The organism is Microbulbifer guangxiensis, assembly GCF_021729075.1.
GTDB classification, from domain to species: domain Bacteria; phylum Pseudomonadota; class Gammaproteobacteria; order Pseudomonadales; family Cellvibrionaceae; genus Microbulbifer; species Microbulbifer guangxiensis.
The window spans coordinates 295,346-313,486 of record NZ_JAJSAQ010000002.1 but is presented as its reverse complement, the minus strand read 5'-3'; the positions used below and the strand labels follow the sequence as shown (position 1 = coordinate 313,486).

General features: G+C 63.4%; 16 protein-coding genes. 9 read left to right on the top strand and 7 right to left on the bottom strand.

Going from position 1 to position 18,141, the window contains the following annotated elements; translation table 11 throughout:
* Nucleotides 1-37: 37 nt before the first annotated feature.
* Both prmC and LVD12_RS05565 read left to right on the top strand, forming a co-directional pair.
* On the top strand, nt 38-871 hold the full coding sequence (gene prmC / locus LVD12_RS05570) for a peptide chain release factor N(5)-glutamine methyltransferase (protein WP_237066299.1): 834 nt from the start codon (nt 38-40) through the stop codon (nt 869-871).
* Nucleotides 872-931: 60 nt separating this feature from the next.
* Nucleotides 932-1,834: a cation diffusion facilitator family transporter gene (locus tag LVD12_RS05565; RefSeq protein ID WP_237066297.1), complete on the top strand. Its 903-nt coding sequence runs from the start codon at nt 932-934 to the stop codon at nt 1,832-1,834.
* Between the two features lie 58 nt (nt 1,835-1,892).
* Here the strand turns inward: LVD12_RS05565 and LVD12_RS05560 are convergent, their stop codons facing one another.
* Nucleotides 1,893-3,362: a succinylglutamate desuccinylase/aspartoacylase family protein gene (locus LVD12_RS05560; protein ID WP_237066295.1), complete on the bottom strand. Its 1,470-nt coding sequence runs from the start codon at nt 3,360-3,362 to the stop codon at nt 1,893-1,895.
* A gap of 152 nt (nt 3,363-3,514) precedes the next feature.
* On the bottom strand, nt 3,515-4,876 hold the full coding sequence (locus LVD12_RS05555) for an MATE family efflux transporter (protein WP_237066293.1): 1,362 nt from the start codon (nt 4,874-4,876) through the stop codon (nt 3,515-3,517).
* Nucleotides 4,877-4,979: 103 nt separating this feature from the next.
* Between LVD12_RS05555 and LVD12_RS05550 the strand changes: the two genes are divergently transcribed.
* The 4 genes from LVD12_RS05550 (at nt 4,980) to LVD12_RS16245 (ending at nt 10,634) form a co-directional block, all read left to right on the top strand.
* Nucleotides 4,980-5,609 carry an HvfX family Cu-binding RiPP maturation protein gene (locus LVD12_RS05550; protein ID WP_237066291.1) on the top strand — a complete coding sequence of 210 codons (630 nt, stop codon included), beginning with the start codon at nt 4,980-4,982 and terminating at the stop codon, nt 5,607-5,609.
* 126 nt (nt 5,610-5,735) lie between these two features.
* Complete coding sequence (rhlB, locus tag LVD12_RS05545; RefSeq protein ID WP_237066289.1) at nt 5,736-7,250, top strand: ATP-dependent RNA helicase RhlB; 1,515 nt, start codon at nt 5,736-5,738, stop codon at nt 7,248-7,250.
* Between the two features lie 91 nt (nt 7,251-7,341).
* Nucleotides 7,342-8,490, top strand: coding sequence for a hypothetical protein (locus LVD12_RS05540; RefSeq protein WP_237066288.1), 1,149 nt, complete (start codon nt 7,342-7,344; stop codon nt 8,488-8,490).
* Between the two features lie 140 nt (nt 8,491-8,630).
* Nucleotides 8,631-10,634 carry an acyltransferase family protein gene (locus LVD12_RS16245; RefSeq protein WP_237066287.1) on the top strand — a complete coding sequence of 668 codons (2,004 nt, stop codon included), beginning with the start codon at nt 8,631-8,633 and terminating at the stop codon, nt 10,632-10,634.
* A 200-nt stretch (nt 10,635-10,834) separates the two neighbouring features.
* Here the strand turns inward: LVD12_RS16245 and cysZ are convergent, their stop codons facing one another.
* Genes cysZ through gatC form a run of 5 tightly spaced genes read right to left on the bottom strand, consistent with a single transcriptional unit; the run spans nt 10,835 to nt 15,302 of the window.
* A complete protein-coding gene (gene cysZ, locus LVD12_RS05530) occupies nt 10,835-11,677 on the bottom strand; it encodes a sulfate transporter CysZ (RefSeq protein ID WP_237066284.1) in 843 nt (280 codons plus the stop codon).
* Between the two features lie 40 nt (nt 11,678-11,717).
* Complete coding sequence (locus LVD12_RS05525) at nt 11,718-12,014, bottom strand: PA4642 family protein (protein WP_237066282.1); 297 nt, start codon at nt 12,012-12,014, stop codon at nt 11,718-11,720.
* A 38-nt stretch (nt 12,015-12,052) separates the two neighbouring features.
* Nucleotides 12,053-13,504 carry an Asp-tRNA(Asn)/Glu-tRNA(Gln) amidotransferase subunit GatB gene (gatB, locus tag LVD12_RS05520; RefSeq protein WP_237066279.1) on the bottom strand — a complete coding sequence of 484 codons (1,452 nt, stop codon included), beginning with the start codon at nt 13,502-13,504 and terminating at the stop codon, nt 12,053-12,055.
* 12 nt (nt 13,505-13,516) lie between these two features.
* The gene (gene gatA, locus LVD12_RS05515; RefSeq protein ID WP_237066277.1) at nt 13,517-14,962 is read right to left on the bottom strand and encodes an Asp-tRNA(Asn)/Glu-tRNA(Gln) amidotransferase subunit GatA; all 1,446 of its coding nucleotides are present in this window, start codon (nt 14,960-14,962) and stop codon (nt 13,517-13,519) included.
* Nucleotides 14,963-15,014: 52 nt separating this feature from the next.
* Nucleotides 15,015-15,302, bottom strand: a complete 288-nt coding sequence (gene gatC, locus LVD12_RS05510; RefSeq protein ID WP_237066275.1) for an Asp-tRNA(Asn)/Glu-tRNA(Gln) amidotransferase subunit GatC — start codon at nt 15,300-15,302, stop codon at nt 15,015-15,017.
* 374 nt (nt 15,303-15,676) lie between these two features.
* On the opposite strand from gatC, the gene LVD12_RS05505 reads away from it, so the two are divergent.
* The 3 genes from LVD12_RS05505 to mreD are packed head-to-tail and all read left to right on the top strand — an operon-like array spanning nt 15,677 to nt 18,053.
* Nucleotides 15,677-16,711 carry a rod shape-determining protein gene (locus LVD12_RS05505; RefSeq protein ID WP_067082099.1) on the top strand — a complete coding sequence of 345 codons (1,035 nt, stop codon included), beginning with the start codon at nt 15,677-15,679 and terminating at the stop codon, nt 16,709-16,711.
* 33 nt (nt 16,712-16,744) lie between these two features.
* Entirely contained in the window at nt 16,745-17,587 is an 843-nt protein-coding gene (mreC, locus tag LVD12_RS05500) for a rod shape-determining protein MreC (RefSeq protein ID WP_369413370.1), read from the top strand.
* Nucleotides 17,574-18,053, top strand: a complete 480-nt coding sequence (mreD, locus tag LVD12_RS05495) for a rod shape-determining protein MreD (protein ID WP_237066271.1) — start codon at nt 17,574-17,576, stop codon at nt 18,051-18,053. The genes mreC and mreD overlap by 14 nt, the downstream gene beginning before the upstream one ends.
* Nucleotides 18,054-18,141 lie beyond the last annotated feature (88 nt).

Here is an 18,141-nt window from a genome sequence, read left to right as displayed (position 1 = left end):
TGTTATCCGCCTGGGTTGCACCGGCAGGGGACCGCTCTTGATCACGGTACAGCAGAACCTCCGTCGCGGCGGGGAATTGCCCGACAGTGATTCGGCCCGCCTCGACCTGGAGGTGCTGCTCGCCCATGTGCTGGAGCGCCCGCGTACCTGGCTCTATACCTGGCCCGAGTATGAGCTGTCGCAAAGTGAGCAGGTTCAATTCGATGAGCTGCTGCGACGGCGGGCCGCCGGAGAGCCGGTCGCCCACCTCACCGGCGAGCGGGAGTTCTGGTCCCTGTCGCTCCAGGTGGACGCCTCCACCCTGATTCCCCGCCCGGATACCGAGCTGCTGGTGGAGACGGCTCTGGCGTTGTGCCCGGTAACACCGCAGCGAGTCCTGGATCTCGGTACCGGTACCGGCGCCATCGCCCTGGCGCTGGCCTCGGAGCGCCCGGCCTGGCAGGTGCTGGCAGCGGAGAAATCCCCCGACGCGCTGGCGCTGGCGGAGCGCAACCGCGTCAGTCTCGGCCTCGACAATGTGCGGGTCATCGAGAGCGACTGGTTTGCGCAGATACCGCCGCAGTCCTTTGATCTGATCGTCAGCAATCCACCCTACATCGATGCAGCCGACCCGCACCTGGGGCAGGGGGATGTGCGCTTTGAACCCCGTTCGGCACTGGTGGCCGATCGCGAGGGGCTGGCCGATATCGAGGTGATTGCTGCCACCGCCCCCGCCTTCCTGGCGCCCGGCGGCTGTTTGCTGGTGGAGCACGGCTGGCAGCAGGCGGCAGCCGTGCGCGCGATCTTTGCCGACGCGGGACTGGTGTCGATCGAGAGCCGCCGGGATTACGGTGGCCGCGAGCGGCTGACCCTGGGGCGCAGCCAGTGTTAAATTGGTGCCGGTTCTGACGGGACCCGCAGGACCTTAGGTCACAGGAAAGCGGCAGGGAGCATGCACGAACACGTCCACCATCGCCACGGCAGTGGCCATCTCCGTCCCCTGGTCTGGGGGCTCGTCATCACCTTTGCCTTTGCCCTGGTGGAGGCAGTCGGCGGCTGGCTGTCGGGTTCGCTGGCGCTGATGGGGGATGCGGGCCATATGGCCACCGATGCCCTGGCTCTGGCCCTGGGGGCAGTGGCAGCGCTGCTGGCACAAAAGCCCGCGGATCGGGAGTTGTCCTTTGGTTGGGGCCGTGCCGAGGTGCTGGCGGCGGTGGTGAACGCCCTGTTCATGCTGCTGATCATTATTGCCATCGGCGTCGCGGCAATCGACCGGCTGCGTACCCCACAACCGGTGCAGGGCGGGGTGGTGATGGTGATTGCCGCCATCGGCCTGGTGGTGAACCTGGCCGTGGCCTGGGTGCTTCATCGCGGCGAGCAGACGCTCAATATCCGCGGCGCGCTGCTGCACGTCATGGGGGACCTGCTGGGGTCGGTAGCGGCTCTGGCGGCGGGGGCGATCATCTACTTCACCGGCTGGACGCCGATCGACCCGATCCTGTCACTGTTGATCTGTGGCCTGATCCTGGTTTCCAGCCTGCGCCTGTTGCGGGATTCCATTGATGTGCTGATGGAGCGCGTGCCGCGGGAGTTGAGCCTGCCGGTGGTGGGCAAGACACTGGCCGCGGTCGAAGGGGTTCGCTCCGTTCACGACCTCCATATCTGGCGGCTGGACAGCAGCACTATCTCCCTGTCGGCCCATATCGTGGTGGATGACCTGCAGGCCTGGCCGGGGGTGCTGGACCGGCTGCGGCAGACCCTGATACAGCGCTTCGATATCGACCATATCACCCTGCAGCCGGAGCCGCTGCAGGGACGTCAGGTAGAGATCGTCGACCGCATCTCTGATCGCTAAGGGATCACTGAGGCACCACTGAGGAATCCCGGTGGAGGGATGCCCCCGGCCTTGGCACCTATTTGTCTTCGGTATCCGGATCGGCGTGCTCTTCCGGTTCATCACCGGCATCGGTGGGCATGGCTTCCGAGGTCGGTGTTTCCGTCGCCGACTCGTCCTCCAGTGGCTCGCCGTCCTCGCTCACCGCGTCGCCCGGCTGTTCCTTGCCGGCTGCATCACTGGCCCGGTCACTTTCTGCTTCCGGTGACAGCTCTGCCGTGACTTCCTCCGGTGCGCTGATCTGTTCCTGCGGCGCCTGAATCCCGATGTGATAGGCGGCAAAGCCCGGTTGCACCACCTGGTTCAGTGCCATGCCCAGGATGCGCCCGTTGTGCTCGGAGCGGATCTCGGTGCGCACATTGGTAATCGGGTTGGTGACAGTGCCCAGCAGGTCGCCCTTGCGCACGAACTGCCCGAGTTTCACCTTGCTGAAAATCATGCCGCCGGTGGTTGCGCGCTGCCAGGTGGAGTTGTAGTAGACCGGCTCCGGATCCCCCCACAGGCGGAATTTGGCCACCATATCCAGCTGGTGCAGCAGGGTACGGATTCCCTTCACGCTGTGGCTGACTGATGTCTCGTCGAGGACCATCGGCGCGCCGGCCTCCAGGGTCACCGTGGGGATGCCCGCATTGACCGCAGCCCGACGCAGCGTGCCTTTGGCGCCGTCACTGTGCAGTACCACGGTGGAGCCGAAGCCCTTGGTGAGCTTGACCACTTTCGGGTTGGTCAGGTCACCACGCAACTGGGGCAGGTTGGTGCGATAAAACGAGCCGGTGTGCAGGTCCACCACTGCATTGCAGTGGACGATGATCTCGTGAAAGAACGAGTGGGCAATCCGCGAGGCCGAGGAGCCGTTGGGGTCGCCGGGGAAGTGCCGGTTCAGGTCCCGCCGGTCGGTCAGGTAGCGGGAGCCGCGGTGGAAGCCCTGCAGGTTTACGATCGGTACCCCGATCACGGCGCCCTTCAGGGTGTTCGGGTCGAGGTTGTAGAGCACCCTGCGGACGGTCTCGATGCCGTTCAGCTCATCGCCGTGCACGGCGGCGGTCAGGCACAGGGTCGGCCCCGGCTCGGCACCATTGACGACCAGTACCGCAGTGGAGCTGTAAACGCCCTCGAAGTGCTGGCTCGGTGACCAGGCCAGCCGGGTCGAGGTGGCCGGCGGCACTTCGGCGCCCAGCAGGCGCAGGGGTTTGGCCCCGGCAGCTTCCGCCGGAGCGATCTCTTCACTGGTCGCTGCCGTCGGATCCTCGGGGGCGGGCTCCTGCGCCGGCGACTCGATCGGCTGGTCGAGGGAAATGCTTTCCGCCTTTTCCAGCGGTTGCTCCTGTTCCGACGGCTGCTCCTGCGCTTTAGGCAGCTCGGACTGCACCTCGTTGCCTTCGGGATTGTCTGCCTCCTCGGTACTCCAGGCCGGGCCGGCCGTCAGGGAGAGGGCGGCGGCGAGGGCCTGGGCGAGGACTATGGGGCTCATGCGCGAGCGCAATTGCATCGAAAAACTCCGGTTCGTTGTTGCTCTGTCGGCGATGACGAGGCGGTCATGTGGGCGCCGTTTTGTTCGCCGGCTGACGCTTGGAGCGCGAGTATAGCGAAAGTGTTCCCCTGTCCGGCCAAAGTCTGCCGAAACTGTGGGCTGCCGCCCAGTCATTTTGTCCGTTGACTGGCGATGGCAATGCCGCTGGTGCGCCACAGTCGCAGTCCCAGCAATACCGAGGCGACGCCGAGGCCGATGCAGATGCCGGTCCAGTAGCCGTAGACGCCCCAAAGGTTTTCCCCCAGCCAGTAGGCACTGGTGAGCCCTACCAGCCAGTAAGAGAAGATCTGCATGACCATGGGTACACGGGTGTCCTTGTAGCCGCGCAGTGCTCCCCAGGCCATGGCCTGGGCGACGTCCACGATCTGGAAGGCCGCGCATAACAGGAGCAGGTTGGTGGCAACGGCGATGATGTCCGTGTTGCTGGTATAGGCCATCACAAACGGGTAGCGCAGTGTGATCAGCAGTACGCCGGCCGCGGCTGCATAGAGGATGCCGCTGCTGACGCCGACAGTGCTGGCAAAGCGGGCGCGACGCGGGCGCTGCTGGCCCATTAACTGGGCCGTGCGGATACTGAGTGCCTGTGCCAGCGCCAGGGCCACCAGGTAGAAGATGGTGCCCACGTTCATGCCGATCTGGTGCGCCGCCACGATGGTGGCACCGTAGGGTGCCAGCAGTATCGCCAGGCTGGCAAAAAAGGTCACCTCGCTGGCGGCGCCGATACAGATGGGCAGGCCGACGGCCAACAGGTGGCGCTGTGTCGGCCAGTCCGGCCGCGGTGGCAACAGACTGAGCCGCAGCTTGCGGTAGGCGGGGTCGCGATTGGCGTGCCAGAACAGGGCTCCGGCAATGGCCCAGCTCACCAGGCTGGTAGCCCAGCCGCAGCCGGCACCACCCATGGCGGGAATTGGGCCGGCACCGAACACGAGGAGGATATCGAGGGGGATATTGAGGACCGCGGCCGCCAGGTAAATGCGCATCACCGGCCGCACCTGTCCCATCCCCTCACAATAGCCGCGCAGCGCGGTGCCCAGGGCGAAGGGCAGCGTGCCGGTGGCCAGCGCCAGCAGGTACTGTTGCATGACCTGGCGTACCGGTTCCTCGGTATCAATCCAGCGGCCCCACCAGGGCACCGCCAGCAGCAGGCCGATCACCGCCAGGCCGCCGATCAGCGCAATCCACTGGGCCTGTTGCAGCTGTCGGGCGCAGCCCGGCTCATCCCGGGCGCCGCGCAGGTGGGCGACCAGTGGCGAGACCGCGGCCAGCAGCCCGATCAGGGTGACTGCACAGACTGCCCAGATGCTGGAGCCCAGCGCCAGGCCAGCCAGATCCACCTCGCCGGCGCGTCCGGCGACCAGGGTATCCGTGACACCCATACTGACCACAGCGAGGTTGCTGACCACCAGCGGCCCGCCCAGATGGGCCAGATGTCGCAGTTCGGTGGCGGATGCGCGGGGGTAGAACCTGAACATGGGGTTGCGCCGGGGCTATCTTTCCGTAGCTGGTGTAAGAGGGCGGCTGACTGGCCGACTAATGCACCACTTGGCGCACGATACGGTGAAAAGAGGCTGGATTATGAATAAGGCACTGCGCGGCATCAACGCGTTTTACTGCCGGTTCCTGCGGGCGGTGGCCGGATTCGACTGGCTCGGGCCCCTGGCACTACGGATATTCCTGGCCCCGATCCTGCTCCTCGCCGGCATGAACAAGCTCGGCAAAATCGATGACGTGGCGGCCTGGTTCGGCAATCCCGACTGGGGGCTGGGCCTGCCGGCCCCGTACCTGATGGCCTGGCTGGCGGGTTTGACGGAGCTGCTGGGCGGCGCCGCCCTGCTGGTCGGGCTGGGGGTGCGCCTCGTCGCTATGCCGTTGATGTTCGTGATGGCGGTGGCGGCCGCCACCGCACACTGGCAGTACGGGTGGCATGCCCTCCCGGAGGAGACCCTCACCATGCCCTGGGAGTGGCGCAGGGATCTTATCGAGGAGGCCGCGGTGCGTCGCGACAAGGCCAGGGAGCTGTTTCAGGCCCATGGCAACTACGCCTGGCTGACAGAGGCTGGCAGCTTCACTGTGCTCAAAAACGGCATCGAATTCGCCGCCACCTACTTTGTCATGTTGCTGGCGCTGCTCTGTACCGGGGGCGGCCGCTGGGTGAGTCTGGATTACTGGCTTTGTCGGGCGCTTGGCCAAAGGCACGGCAAGTGAAGTAGTCAAGCCATATAGATGATATACTCGCCGATTATTTGACCATCCAAGCGAGTATTACTCTTGATAGGAAAGTTGTTTCGCCGTTCATCTCCGGCGACAGAAGAACGTAAATCCGCCGACCCCGTGACACAGGACAAGGGCAGTGAAGACCCGCGTGGTCAGGGCGGGAATGACCGTACCGGCGGGGACAAGAAGCGTTCCGGCCGCGGCGCCCGTGGTGGCAGCAAGGCGCCGAACGATACCAGGAAGGCAAAATCCGAACAGTCCGCCAAGGCGGCCGCCTCTGGCGAAAAGACCCGCGAGCGGCGTTCGGGCCGTGGCGACCGCAAAACCGGTTCCCGCGACAGCAAGCCCTGGTCACTGAAGGATTTCCCGGTGCCCGAACAGGAGGGCAAGGTCCGTTTCCACGATCTGGGCCTGCCGGATGAGCTGATGCGTGCCATCCAGGACCTGGGTTTCCAGTACGCCTCCCCCATCCAGGGCCAATCCCTTCCGCACACCCTCAATGGCCACGATCTGGTGGGTAAGGCCCAGACCGGTACCGGCAAGACTGCGGCATTCCTGATCACCATCATCGACGACTTGCTCAAGCACCCGATCGAGGGCGAGCGCTATGCGGGCGAGGCCCGCTCCCTGGTCATCGCACCGACCCGCGAGCTGGTGATGCAGATTGCCGACGATGCCAAGGCGCTGTGCAAATACACCGACCTGGAGATCCACACCCTGGTGGGCGGCATGGATTACGCCAAGCAGCAGCGCAACCTGCACGAGCGGTTCGTCGACATCCTGGTAGCCACGCCGGGCCGGCTGCTGGATTTCGCCGGCAACCGGGACTGTTACCTGGATCAGGTGGAGATTCTGGTGATCGATGAGGCCGACCGTATGCTGGATATGGGCTTTATTCCCCAGGTCCGCAACATTGTTCGGCAGACACCGCGCAAGAGCCACCGCCAGACCATGTTCTTCTCCGCCACCTTTACCCCGGAAGTGGACTCCCTGGTGGAGCAGTGGACCGACGAGCCGGTGATCGTCGAGATCGAACCCGAGCGTGTGGCCACCGATTCCGTCGAGCAGCATGTCTACCTGGCAGCGAGCGACGAGAAGTACACCCTGCTGTACAACATTCTCCAGCGCGAAGAAGTAGAGAGCCTGATCGTGTTCGCCAACCGCCGTGACCAGTGTCGCCGCTTGCACGAGCACCTGCTGGCACATGGCATTTCCGCGGGCCTGCTTTCCGGTGAGATCGCGCAGAACAAGCGCGTGCGCACCCTGGAAGATTTCAAGACCGGCAAGACCCGTGTGCTGGTGGCCACCGATGTGGCGGGCCGCGGCATCCATATCGATGGCATCAGCCACGTGGTGAATTTCACCCTGCCCGAAGAGCCCGAGGACTACGTGCACCGCATCGGTCGCACCGGCCGCGCCGGCAAAACGGGCACATCGATCAGTTTTGCCTGTGAGGACGATGCCATGCGGCTGGAACCTATTGAGGCGTTGCTCGGTCAGAAGCTGAAATGCGAGCAGCCCCCGGAGGCCCTGCTCGAGGAGCCCCCGAAGGTGAAAGTCAAACGCAGCAGCGACAGCCGTGGCGGTCGTCGCGGCGGCAGCGGGGGCGGTGGTCGCCGACCCCGCCGCTAGCGGAAAACGCGGGCTGAGTCCGCGTTTTTCATCGTCATTCGGGTATCATGGAACGATGGCCTGTTCCCGATAATAATCGGTGCTAGATTCCATGCGCACGCTCTATCTGCACATCGGTTTTCACAAGACCGGCTCAACCTCCCTGCAGCTGGCGCTGAGCCGCGCCCGCGCGCAGCTGGCGGCAGAAGGTTTTGAGTTCATTTCTCTGGGCAAGAAAGGCAACTCGTCCGGTGCCATTGATGTGCGCAAGACTGATGGCCAGCTCTCATTTTCTCTCAATGACCGCTTTGCCGAGCTGCTGGCCTCGAGTCGCTCGGACCGGGTCATCGTCTCTGCCGAACACCTGAGTTTCCTGCACGAGGCCAGACAGGTGGAAGAGGTCTGCAGGCTCTGCCGGCAGCACTTCGAGCGCACGATTGTCATTGTTTACCTGCGCCGGCAGGACCGACAGGCCATATCCTTCAAGCAGCAGGCGGCCAGGGGCTGCGAGCGTGACCGCAGTTCGTCGAGCAAGTTGCTCGGTCATGAAAGCGGAGCCCTTCCCGCTCTGACTGACGATGTCAGAACCTACTACGACTACTGTGCCAAGCTCCGTCTGTGGGCGGATAGTTTCGGTAAGGAGTCCCTGCGGGTCCGGCGCTTCAATGCGGCCGACCTGGAGGGCAGGGATATCGTTACCGATTTTGCCTCCCTGCTCGGCTTGAGTACCGACCTGGATCCCTGTCGCATCAACGAATCTGTGTCGCGCAAGGAATTCCTGCTGAGCCACCGGCTGATCGAGCTGGGACTGGAGCCGCGGCAACTGAAAAAGCTCAAGCCATGGATGAAGCAGGATAAGAGCCGGTTGAAACCCGCGCGGGAGCGGGCCGTGGACTTCTTCAGCCACTTTGCCGAGTCTAATCGCGCGCTGGATCGGGAATTTCTGTCCCACCCCTCGGGACTTGGGTTCAGCGATGACTTCACCAGTTATCCGGAGACCGGCAATGATCATCTGTTGCTGAGTGACCTGGCGGAATGGGAACCGGACTTTTTCAAGGTCGGCCTGCAGGATCCGCGGGCGCTGCGGGATGCCCTGGTGATCGAGCCCCTGAATCGGGTTGTTGAAGCTGCGGGGCCAGAATCAAAGACAGGGCGCGAGCTTGCGGCGCTGAAAGAGTGTCTCGGTCAAACCGCTGCGGTGTGGCCGGAGGGGAAGGGCTGGTGGGCGCGGCTACGGCGGCGCAAGCGCGACGGACGCTGAGCATGGCCGACCACAGTTATATCGAATATTTGCCCGGCCCGGTGCCGGGGCGGGAATTGCGCGGGCCTCTGCCAGCGCGCCAGGGAGTGGCCAGTTACAAGTCTTATCTAATGTAAACAGTCAGTCTCTGGTTATCTTCTGTGAGTAGTCTTGCTTACCGTCGGGACATCGACGGCCTACGTGCCTTTGCGGTACTTCCGGTTCTTTTTGCACACGCGGGGCTGCCGGGTTTTTCCGGCGGGTTCGTCGGCGTGGATGTGTTCTTCGTTATCTCGGGATTTCTCATCACCGGGATCCTGATGCGGGAGATTGGTGAGGACCGCTTTTCCCTGGCGAATTTCTATGAGCGCCGGGCCCGGCGCATCCTGCCGGCGTTGTTTGCAGTATTTCTCGCCTGTCTGGGCGTCGGCTGGTTTGTGCTGCCCCCGGAGCCGTTCAAGGAGCTGGCGCAATCGGTGCTCGCGGCCCTGTTCTTCGTCTCCAACTTCTGGTTCTGGCAGAGCACCGGCGACTATTTCGGTTCAGACGCAGAGTGGCAGCCGTTGTTGCACACCTGGTCACTGTCGGTAGAGGAGCAGTTCTACCTGGGCTTTCCATTGCTCCTTTGCCTGCTCGCGGCCCGCGGCCGGCGATCCGTGCTGATGGGGGTGGCCGGCCTGTCCGTCCTGTCCCTGTTGCTCTCGATCTGGGCGACAAAAAGCCAGCCACTGGCCAATTACTTCCTCACTCCGACGCGGATGTGGGAGCTGGGCCTGGGGGCACTACTGGCTCTGGGGGCGTTTGCGGCCCCGCGGCAGCGCTGGCAGGCCGAGCTGGCCGCCGCCGCTGGACTGGCGATGATCCTCGTCGCGGTCGTAGCCTACGATTCGGCCACGCCTTTTCCGGGGCTGGCTGCGCTGCTCCCCTGTGTCGGTGCCGCCGCACTGATCTGGGCTGGCGGCCATGGATCGACCGTCACCGGGCGCCTTGTGGCCTGGTCGCCTTTCGTGTGGGTAGGGCTGGTCTCCTATTCGCTGTACCTGTGGCACTGGCCGGTCCTGGTGTTGTTCCGCCTGCTGCACGGCAGTGCCGAGTTGCCGCTGGAACTGGCGCTACAGGCCATCGCGTTGTCGCTGGTGCTGGCCTGGCTCAGCTGGCGTTTCGTCGAGGCGCCGTTCCGGAAGCCCGCTCCCACCGGCATGTCCCGCCGTGTCCTGGTGCGCACCTGCGGCGCGCTCGCCACGCTGACTGTCGCCCTCGCGCTGGTGGTCAACGTAAACAAAGGGGTCCCGGAGCGGCTGCCGGAGGATCTGTTCACCACCTATCGCGAAGCCATCAAACGCGCCCCGGAAGAGCGTCGCTGTATGGATCGGCTGCCAGAGGAGGGGCTGTGCGAATTCGGCGCTGACGACGGTCAGGGGAACAATATGGATTACCTGCTGTGGGGCGATTCCCATGCTGGCGCCTTCCTGCCGGGCTTCCAGCTCTGGCTGCGGGAGCGAGGCCATCGGGGGTTGGCGGCGGTGAAGTCTGCCTGCGCGCCGCTAATGGGCGTGGTGCGGGTAGAGATGGGATCGGCACAGGATTGCGACCGTTTCAACGCGCAGGTGATCGAGATGCTGGAAGGCCGCGAGGATATCAGCACGGTGATCCTGGTGGCGCGCTGGGCGCTGGTGGTGGAGGGCAGTCGTTCGCCCGGTGAGAGTGGTCCGCCCGCTGTGCTCGGGCTGGCCGGCCAGCAGGAACCCCTGACCGCGAGTGACGACCCGGGCCGGGACAACGCCGGCCTGGTGGCACAGGGGCTTGCCGAAACCGTGTCGCGGATTCGCGCCACCGGAAGGGAAGTGCTGATCGTCGAGAGTATTCCCGAGATCGCGTTCTCGGTACCGATGGCGATTGTGAGCTCAGAATTCGTGGGTGCCCAGTTGCAGGCTGCTCCGACTCTGGAAGAGGTGCAGGCACGCAATCAGCGCACCAATGAAATATTGGGCTCCCTGGTGGAAGCGTTCCAGATTCAGCGGGAGAGCCTGGTGCCGGACCTGTGCCATCCCCGCTGCCAGATTCAGGCAGATGGCCGGCCCCTGTACCGGGACGACGATCACCTGAGTGCGTTTGGCTCGGAGCAACTGGTGCCTGAGCTTCTCGACCGTTTGGGTTCCGGTTGAGCGCGATACTTTTTCAACAGCACCTTCTCAGTAGGTGAGGGGCAAATGGTGGCGGTGTAAGAGATGCGGCTTTAGCCTGCGCCAGCGTGCCGGGCCTCCGGGATCCCATTCCTGTGAATGCGGCGGTGAGGCCCGGGGCGGGCATTTTGAGTCTGGTTTCAGGTCTCGCCAGCCTGGCACAGGCCAGGCCGGCAACACTTCTAACCCTGCGATCCCTGCTCGAGCGCCCTGTCTGTGCCGGGATCTCCCTCCCGGCGCAGACGCTCGACCCACAGTACCGTACCACCCGCTACGGCGGCTGGCATCACGAAGATATTCAGCACCGGCACCATCTTTGCCAGCATCACTGCTCCGCCGAATCCCAGAGAGGTGAACTTGCGGCGGCGCAGCACACTTTTCAGTTCCGCAAACGGGCGCTGGTGGTTGTCGAGCGGATAATCCACATACTGGATGGCCATGCACCAGGCGCCCCAGAGTCCGCCGAGCACGGCGGGAATGAAAACCGTCCAGCTGGTGAGCATGGCAATGATGAAGATCACGATGCCCCAGCCGATGAAATACATCAGCTTGCGTAACTCGCGGCCGATAGTGCGCCAGACCATGGAGAGCAGCGGCTCAGGGGGCGGTGCGCGACCGGTAAGCAGTTCCTCGACCTTCTCGGCGAGAAAGCCGTTGAACGGTGCCGCGATGATGTTGGTGATGATGCCGAAGGCATAGCCGTAGACAAACAGGAACAGCACCACGACGGCGATGGCAATCAGCCAGGCCAGCCACTGAAAGGCATCGGCGGCCCAGGCAGCACCCTTGGCCATGATCGCCCGCCACCAGGACATATTCTCGGTATTGACCGGTGAGTGGGAGAGCAGGCTGCTCAGATAGTCCGCCAGCCCGCTGATCTGGGACAGCATCAGCGCCGACAACGCGATAAACAGCACCAGGTTGATCAGCAGTGGAATGATGATGAATGGTCGAAGCTCCCGGCGGGTGAGCAGCCGGGCGCCTCTGACAAGGGCATCCAGGCCGTGGGTTGGATTGGATGTCATCGGTTTTCCTCAGTGGGCAGAGGTGGTCAAGGTTTTCGCCTTACGACCCGGCGGCGGTGCGCAGCACTTCGGCGTAGTCGCTGCTCTGGCGATGTTCAAGGAGGCGATCCAGCAGGGTTTGCCCCTCGCTGTTACGGGCGTTGAGGTCGCCACCCCGGGCCAGGAACAGTTGCACGAAAGTAGCAAAGTCTTCCGCTCTCATGCCCCGGTAAGCCCGTTCCAGCAGGTAGAAATCACGATCCTGCCCCTCGGGAGCCTCACCGGCCAGGAAGCCGGCAATGCGCTCTTCGTCGAAAGTCTCACCGAGAACTTTCTGTTTGTCTTTCTTCAGGCTCAAAACTTTCTCCTTTTGATGCACCTTCCACGGCGTTGCGATCAGAGCAGCGCGTCCAGCTTGTCCTTGAGAATCTTGTTGATTACCTGCGGGTTGGCCTGGCCTTTGGAAGCCTTCATGATCTGGCCAACGAAATAACCCATCATCTTGGGGCGCTTGGCTTCGTCTGCGTTGCGGTAGTTTTCCACCTGGGCGGTGCTGTTGGCGATCACTTCGTCCACCATCTGCTCGATGGCGCCGGTGTCGGAGACCTGCTTCAGCCCCCGCTGCTCGATCACCGTATCGGCATCCCCCTCGCCATTGGCGATGGCCTCGAAGACCTGCTTGGCGATCTTGCTGGAAATAGTATTGTCGACAATGCGTTCAATCAGCCCGGCCAGTTGCGTAGCACTGACTGGCGACTGCTCGATGCCGATTTCCTTCCGATTCAGAAGAGCTGCGAGCTCGCCCATCATCCAGTTGGCCACCAGTTTCGGCTGCCCGCATTGCCTTGTGGCAGCCTCGAAAAAGTCCGCGCTGGCGCGCTCCTGGGTCAGCTGGTCGGCATCGTAGACAGAGAGGCCGTATTCGCCGGCTAAGCGGGCACTCTTGGCGTCCGGGAGTTCCGGCAGTTCCCTGCGGATGGCCTCGATATAGTCGTCATCCAGCTCGACTGGCAGCAGGTCCGGGCAGGGGAAATAGCGGTAGTCGTTGGCCACCTCCTTGCTGCGCATGGAACGTGTCTCGTTCTTGTCGGCGTCGTAGAGGCGGGTTTCCTGTACCACCTGGCCGCCGTCCTCGATCAGGTCGATCTGCCGTTGTGCCTCTACTTTGATGGCGCGTTCGACGAAGCGGAATGAGTTGATATTTTTGAGTTCGGTGCGGGTGCCGAGCTTCTCCTCGCCTTTCAGTCGCACCGATACATTGGCATCGCAGCGCATGGATCCCTGGGACATGTCGCCATCGGAAATGCCCAGGTAGGTGACGATGCTGTGAATTTTTCTCAGGTAGGCCACCGCCTCGGCAGCACTGCGCATATCCGGCTCGGAGACGATTTCGATCAGCGGCGTGCCGGCGCGATTGAGGTCGATACCGGACATACCCTGAAAGTCTTCATGCAGAGACTTGCCAGCATCCTCTTCGAGGTGAGCATGGTGCAAGCGGACACTCTTGCTGCTGCCATCCTCGAGGTGGATTTCGATCTCACCGGCGCCGACGATCGGCTCCGCCAGCTGGGTGGTCTGGTAGCCCTTGGGCAGGTCCGGGTAGAAGTAATTCTTGCGCTCGAACACCGAGCGCTTGCTGATTTCAGCATTCATGGCCAGCCCGAACATGACCGCATAGCGGAACGCTTGCTCGTTCGGCACCGGCAGTGTGCCCGGCATGGCCAGGTCGATGGCGCAGGCCTGGGTATTGGGGGGCGCACCGAAGCGGGTGCTGGCACCGGAGAAGAGCTTTGACTGGGTGGAGAGCTGCACGTGCACTTCCAGCCCGATAACGATTTCCCATTCCATCTGATCGCCTCCTTATACTGCGCTGGCTTTGTGCCAGTCGGTGGCCCGCTGGTACTGGTGGGCGACGTTCAGCATGCGCGCCTCGTCGAGATAATTGCCGATGATCTGCAGGCCCACGGGCAGGCCATCGACGGTGCCACAGGGCAGCGACATGGCCGGCACGCCGGCCAGGTTGATGGCGATGGTGTAGATGTCCTCCAGGTACATGCTGACCGGGTCCGCCTGTTTGGCGCCCAGCGCGAAAGCGGGGCTGGGGGCAGTGGGGCCCATGATCACGTCCACTTGCCCGAAGGCCTGGACGAAGTCCTGCTTGATCAGTCGGCGCACCTGCTGCGCTTTGTTGTAGTAGGCATCGTAATAGCCGGCGGACAGGGCGTAGGTGCCGACCAGGATGCGCCGCTGCACTTCCTCGCCGAAGCCCTCGCCGCGGGAGCGCATGTAGAGATCGCGCAGATCCGCGGGGTTTTCACAGCGGTAGCCGTAGCGAACGCCGTCGAAACGGGACAGGTTGGCGGAGGCCTCCGCCGGCGCGATGACATAGTAGGCGGGCACGGCCAGGTGGGTGTGGGGCAGGCTGATTTCCACCAGCTGTGCCCCGAGCTTTTCGTATTCCCGCAGGGCTTCCTGCACCCGCTCGCCGGTCGCACTGTCGAGGCCCTCGCCAAAGTACTCTTTGGGAACCCCGATTTTCAGTCCCGAGATGGACTGGCCCAGGTCCCGGGTGAAGTCCTCGGCCGGACGCTGCAGGTTGGTGGAATCGCGCGGGTCGACGTCGGCCATTACCGACAGCATCAGCGCGGCATCTTCCGCCGTGCGCGCGATGGGACCGCCCTGGTCCAGGCTCGATGCGAACGCAACCATGCCCCAGCGCGATACGCGCCCGTAGGTGGGTTTGACACCGGTCGTATTGGTGAGCGCAGCCGGCTGGCGGATGGAGCCACCGGTATCGGTGGCGGTGGCGCCAGGGCAGAGCAGGGCTGCCACTGCGGCGGCGGAACCGCCGGAGGAGCCACCCGGTACCCGGCTGGTATCCCAGGGGTTCTTCACCGGGCCGTAAAAACTGCTCTCGTTGGACGAGCCCATGGCGAACTCATCCATATTGGTCTTGCCCAGGCTCACGGCACCGGCGCGTTCAAAGCCCTCCACCACGGCGGCGTCGTAGGGCGGCACGAAGTTGTCCAGCATGCGCGAGCCGCAACTGGTGCGCACACCGCGGGTACAGAAAATATCCTTGTGGGCAATGGGCACCCCGCACAGGGCCGGAGCCTTGCCAGCAGCCAGGCGCTCGTCTGCGGCAGTGGCCTGCGCCAGGGCCTGCTCTGCAGTGACGGTGATAAAGCTGTTGTAACGGGCATCCTGCTGCTGGATGCGTTCCAGCAGGTGGCGGGTGATTTCGACGCTGGAGAACTGTTTCTCGCGCAGCCCCTTGATGATCTCGGCAATGGTTAACTGGTGCATGAACTTCCCGGGTTGTTCCTGTCTCTGGGTGGGCAGCGGGGGTGCTGTGAGGTCAGTCGATGACCTTGGGGACCAGGTAGAGCCCGTCCTCGGTCTGGGGGGCGATGGCCTGCATCTCCTCGCGGCAGTCGGTCTCGGTGGCCTGGTCCGGGCGCAGCCGCTGGGTCGCATCCAGGGGGTGGGCCATGGGGGCCACCCCTTCGGTGTTGACGGTCTGCAACTGGTCAACCAGCTTGAGTACGTCTCCGAGTCGGCCGCTCACTTCCTCCAGTGTCTCCTCGGAGATGGCGATGCGGGCCAGCTCGGCCAGTCGATGTACGGTTTGCGCGTCCACGGCCATTGGGGGCTCCAGCTTGCGTTTCGCTTGATTGTTGTGGTGATCCTGCTGCTGCCCGGATCGGCGCGCCGGGCAGAGGGGTCGCAAATTTAGCACAGTCGACGCCGATTCTCACCGCGGCCGGCCGGGATGGGCTCATTGAGGGGCGATCGTCACGTGGCGGATTTAGCGGGGATTCATCCTTGCCCTGAACCCGCGCCGTTGTTAGAGTTTGCCGATTCTGCCCCCGGTGCGTTCCCGGTCGGGCAACAGGGGCCACACGGGGTCCCGGAACTCAGAATAATTCCCGCGGACTAATTAGGCTTTAACGGCGCAAGGGTCCGCGTCTACTGCACCTTCAGTTGGTGCTGTAATTTTGTACAAGGTAATCGAATTCCATGTTTAAACGTTTGCGGGGCATGTTCTCCAGTGATCTCTCCATCGACCTGGGAACGGCCAACACGCTGATCTACGTTCGCGACCGGGGAGTGGTTCTCGACGAACCCTCTGTCGTGGCCATCCGCCATTACAATGGGCAGAAGATCGTCGAGGCCGTCGGTGTCGAGGCCAAGCGCATGCTGGGGCGTACCCCGGGCAATATCACGGCCATCCGTCCCCTGAAGGACGGTGTGATCGCCGACTTCCAGGTGACTGAGAAAATGCTGCAGCACTTCATCAAGAAAGTGCACGAGAACAGCTGGATGCGCCCGAGCCCCCGGGTCCTGGTGTGTGTGCCCTGTCAGTCCACTGAAGTGGAGCGCCGGGCGATCCGCGAATCCGCCCTGGGTGCCGGAGCCCGCGAAGTGTGGCTGATTGAAGAGCCGATGGCTGCGGCCATCGGTGCCGGGCTGAAGGTGGAGGAAGCCAGTGGCTCCATGGTGGTGGACATCGGTGGTGGTACCACCGAGATCGCCATCATCTCCCTGAATGGTGTGGTTTACTCCGATTCCGTGCGTATCGGTGGCGACCGTTTTGACGAGGCCATCGTCAACTATGTGCGCCGCAACTACGGCAGTGTCATCGGTGATGCCACTGCTGAACGCATCAAGGAAGAGATCGGTTGCGCCTACGCCGGCAGCGAAGTGCGCGAGATCGATGTTCGCGGCCGCAACCTGGCAGAAGGGGTGCCGCGCAGTTTCACCCTGAACTCTGATGAGATCCTCGAGGCCTTGCAGGAGCCCCTGACCGGCATCGTGCAGGCAGTGAAGAGCGCTCTGGAGCAGTCCCCGCCCGAGCTGGCCTCCGATATCGCCGAGCGCGGTATGGTACTGACCGGTGGCGGCGCATTGCTGCGCGACCTGGATCGCCTGTTGATGGAAGAGTCTGGCCTGCCGGTCATCGTTGCCGACGATCCGCTGACCTGTGTCGCCCGCGGAGGCGGCAAGGCGCTTGACATGATGGACAAGAGCCGCCTGTACCTGGTGTCCAACTGATAATAAAAACTGATTTATTAATGGGGGTTTCCCATTAAGCCGCTGTTTACCCGTGGTCCCTCGCCTGAGTCCCGCATCCTGTTGCTGGGGCTGGCGGCGGCTGCGCTCATCGTAATCAACCTGTACACCGACTGGCTGCAGCCACTGCGTGAGCGCGCGGCTGCCCTGGTGACTCCCTTCTACTGGCTGACTGACGCTCCCGGGCGAGTGACCGACTGGGCGGGTGATCAGCTGCGCAGCCGCGATGAGTTGCTGGAGGAAAACAGCCGCCTGAAGCGTCAGGTGCTGCTGCTGGAACAGCGCAGCCAGTCGCTGGCTGCCGTGAAAGCAGAGAACACCCAGCTCAAGGAGCTGATGAATTCCGCCGAGATGCTCGACGAACGGGTGCTGGTGTCCCAGGTTATCGGCGTTTCTCCCGATCCGTTGGAACACGTGCTGGTGATCGACAAGGGGCGCGATGACGGGGTCGTGCCCGGTACGCCAATCATGGATGCCGCCGGCCTGCTGGGTCAGGTCATTGAGGCGGGTGGTTCCAGCAGCCGGGTCCTGCTGATTACCGATGCCAGCCATGCCCTGCCTGTGCAGGTGCTGCGCAACAGTGTGCGTGCCGTAGCCGAGGGTACCGGTGATCTCTATCGGCTGAAGTTGCGTCACTTGGCCAACACCAGTGACATCCGCGAAGGTGACCTGCTGTTGAGTTCCGGCCTGGGCGGCCGCTTCCCGGCGGGCTACCCGGTGGGTGATGTGGTTTCGGTGATACGTGATCCCGGCCGGCCGTTCGCTGAGGCGGAGGTGCAGCCCCGCGGGCGGATGAACCGGAGTCGCTTTGTGCTCGCGGTTCTCTCCGGCGAGGAGCAGTCCGTTGGAAGCGAATAATCGCTGGTTTATCGTCGCCTCGGTGGTGGTCGCACTGCTGCTGGCGGTCATGCCACTGCCGCTGGGCTGGCTCTGGTTTCGCCCCTCGTTCACTGCCCTGCTGGTCATTTTCTGGATCAATCGGATGCCCCAGAGTGTTGGGGTCGGTTTTGCCTGGCTGGTGGGCCTGGCGGAAGACCTGGTCACGGGGGCCGCACTGGGCACCCACGCCCTCGCACTGGCAGTGCTGGCCTATTTCAGCCTGCTCACCTATCAGCGTACGCGGGCTTTCAATCCTGCGCAGCAGCTGTTGTGGGTGTTTGTGCTGGTGGGTATCCAGCAGGTGGTGGGCAACTGGGTGCATAATCTGGCCGGCAAGCCAGTCCCGGGCCTGATGTTCCTTTGGCCCGCGCTGACTACGGCCCTGCTGTGGCCGCTGACAATCCCCTGGCTCGACCACATGGCCGGCAGGCTGCAGGTGCGCTGAGCGGTCGCTATGACGCTTCAGTCAACCGGAATCCCTGTCATATTCAGGGTTAAGTCCGGTAAACGGGCGATCATTTTTCGATCGATGC

Coding starts and splice junctions, on each gene's coding strand:
- LVD12_RS05565 (WP_237066297.1), top strand. CDS start 932: ATGCACGAACACGTCCACCATCGCCACGGCAGTGGCCATCTCCGTCCC.
- LVD12_RS05560 (WP_237066295.1), bottom strand. CDS start 3,362: ATGCAATTGCGCTCGCGCATGAGCCCCATAGTCCTCGCCCAGGCCCTC.
- LVD12_RS05555 (WP_237066293.1), bottom strand. CDS start 4,876: ATGTTCAGGTTCTACCCCCGCGCATCCGCCACCGAACTGCGACATCTG.
- LVD12_RS05550 (WP_237066291.1), top strand. CDS start 4,980: ATGAATAAGGCACTGCGCGGCATCAACGCGTTTTACTGCCGGTTCCTG.
- LVD12_RS05540 (WP_237066288.1), top strand. CDS start 7,342: ATGCGCACGCTCTATCTGCACATCGGTTTTCACAAGACCGGCTCAACC.
- cysZ (WP_237066284.1), bottom strand. CDS start 11,677: ATGACATCCAATCCAACCCACGGCCTGGATGCCCTTGTCAGAGGCGCC.
- gatB (WP_237066279.1), bottom strand. CDS start 13,504: ATGGAATGGGAAATCGTTATCGGGCTGGAAGTGCACGTGCAGCTCTCC.
- gatA (WP_237066277.1), bottom strand. CDS start 14,962: ATGCACCAGTTAACCATTGCCGAGATCATCAAGGGGCTGCGCGAGAAA.
- gatC (WP_237066275.1), bottom strand. CDS start 15,302: ATGGCCGTGGACGCGCAAACCGTACATCGACTGGCCGAGCTGGCCCGC.
- LVD12_RS05505 (WP_067082099.1), top strand. CDS start 15,677: ATGTTTAAACGTTTGCGGGGCATGTTCTCCAGTGATCTCTCCATCGAC.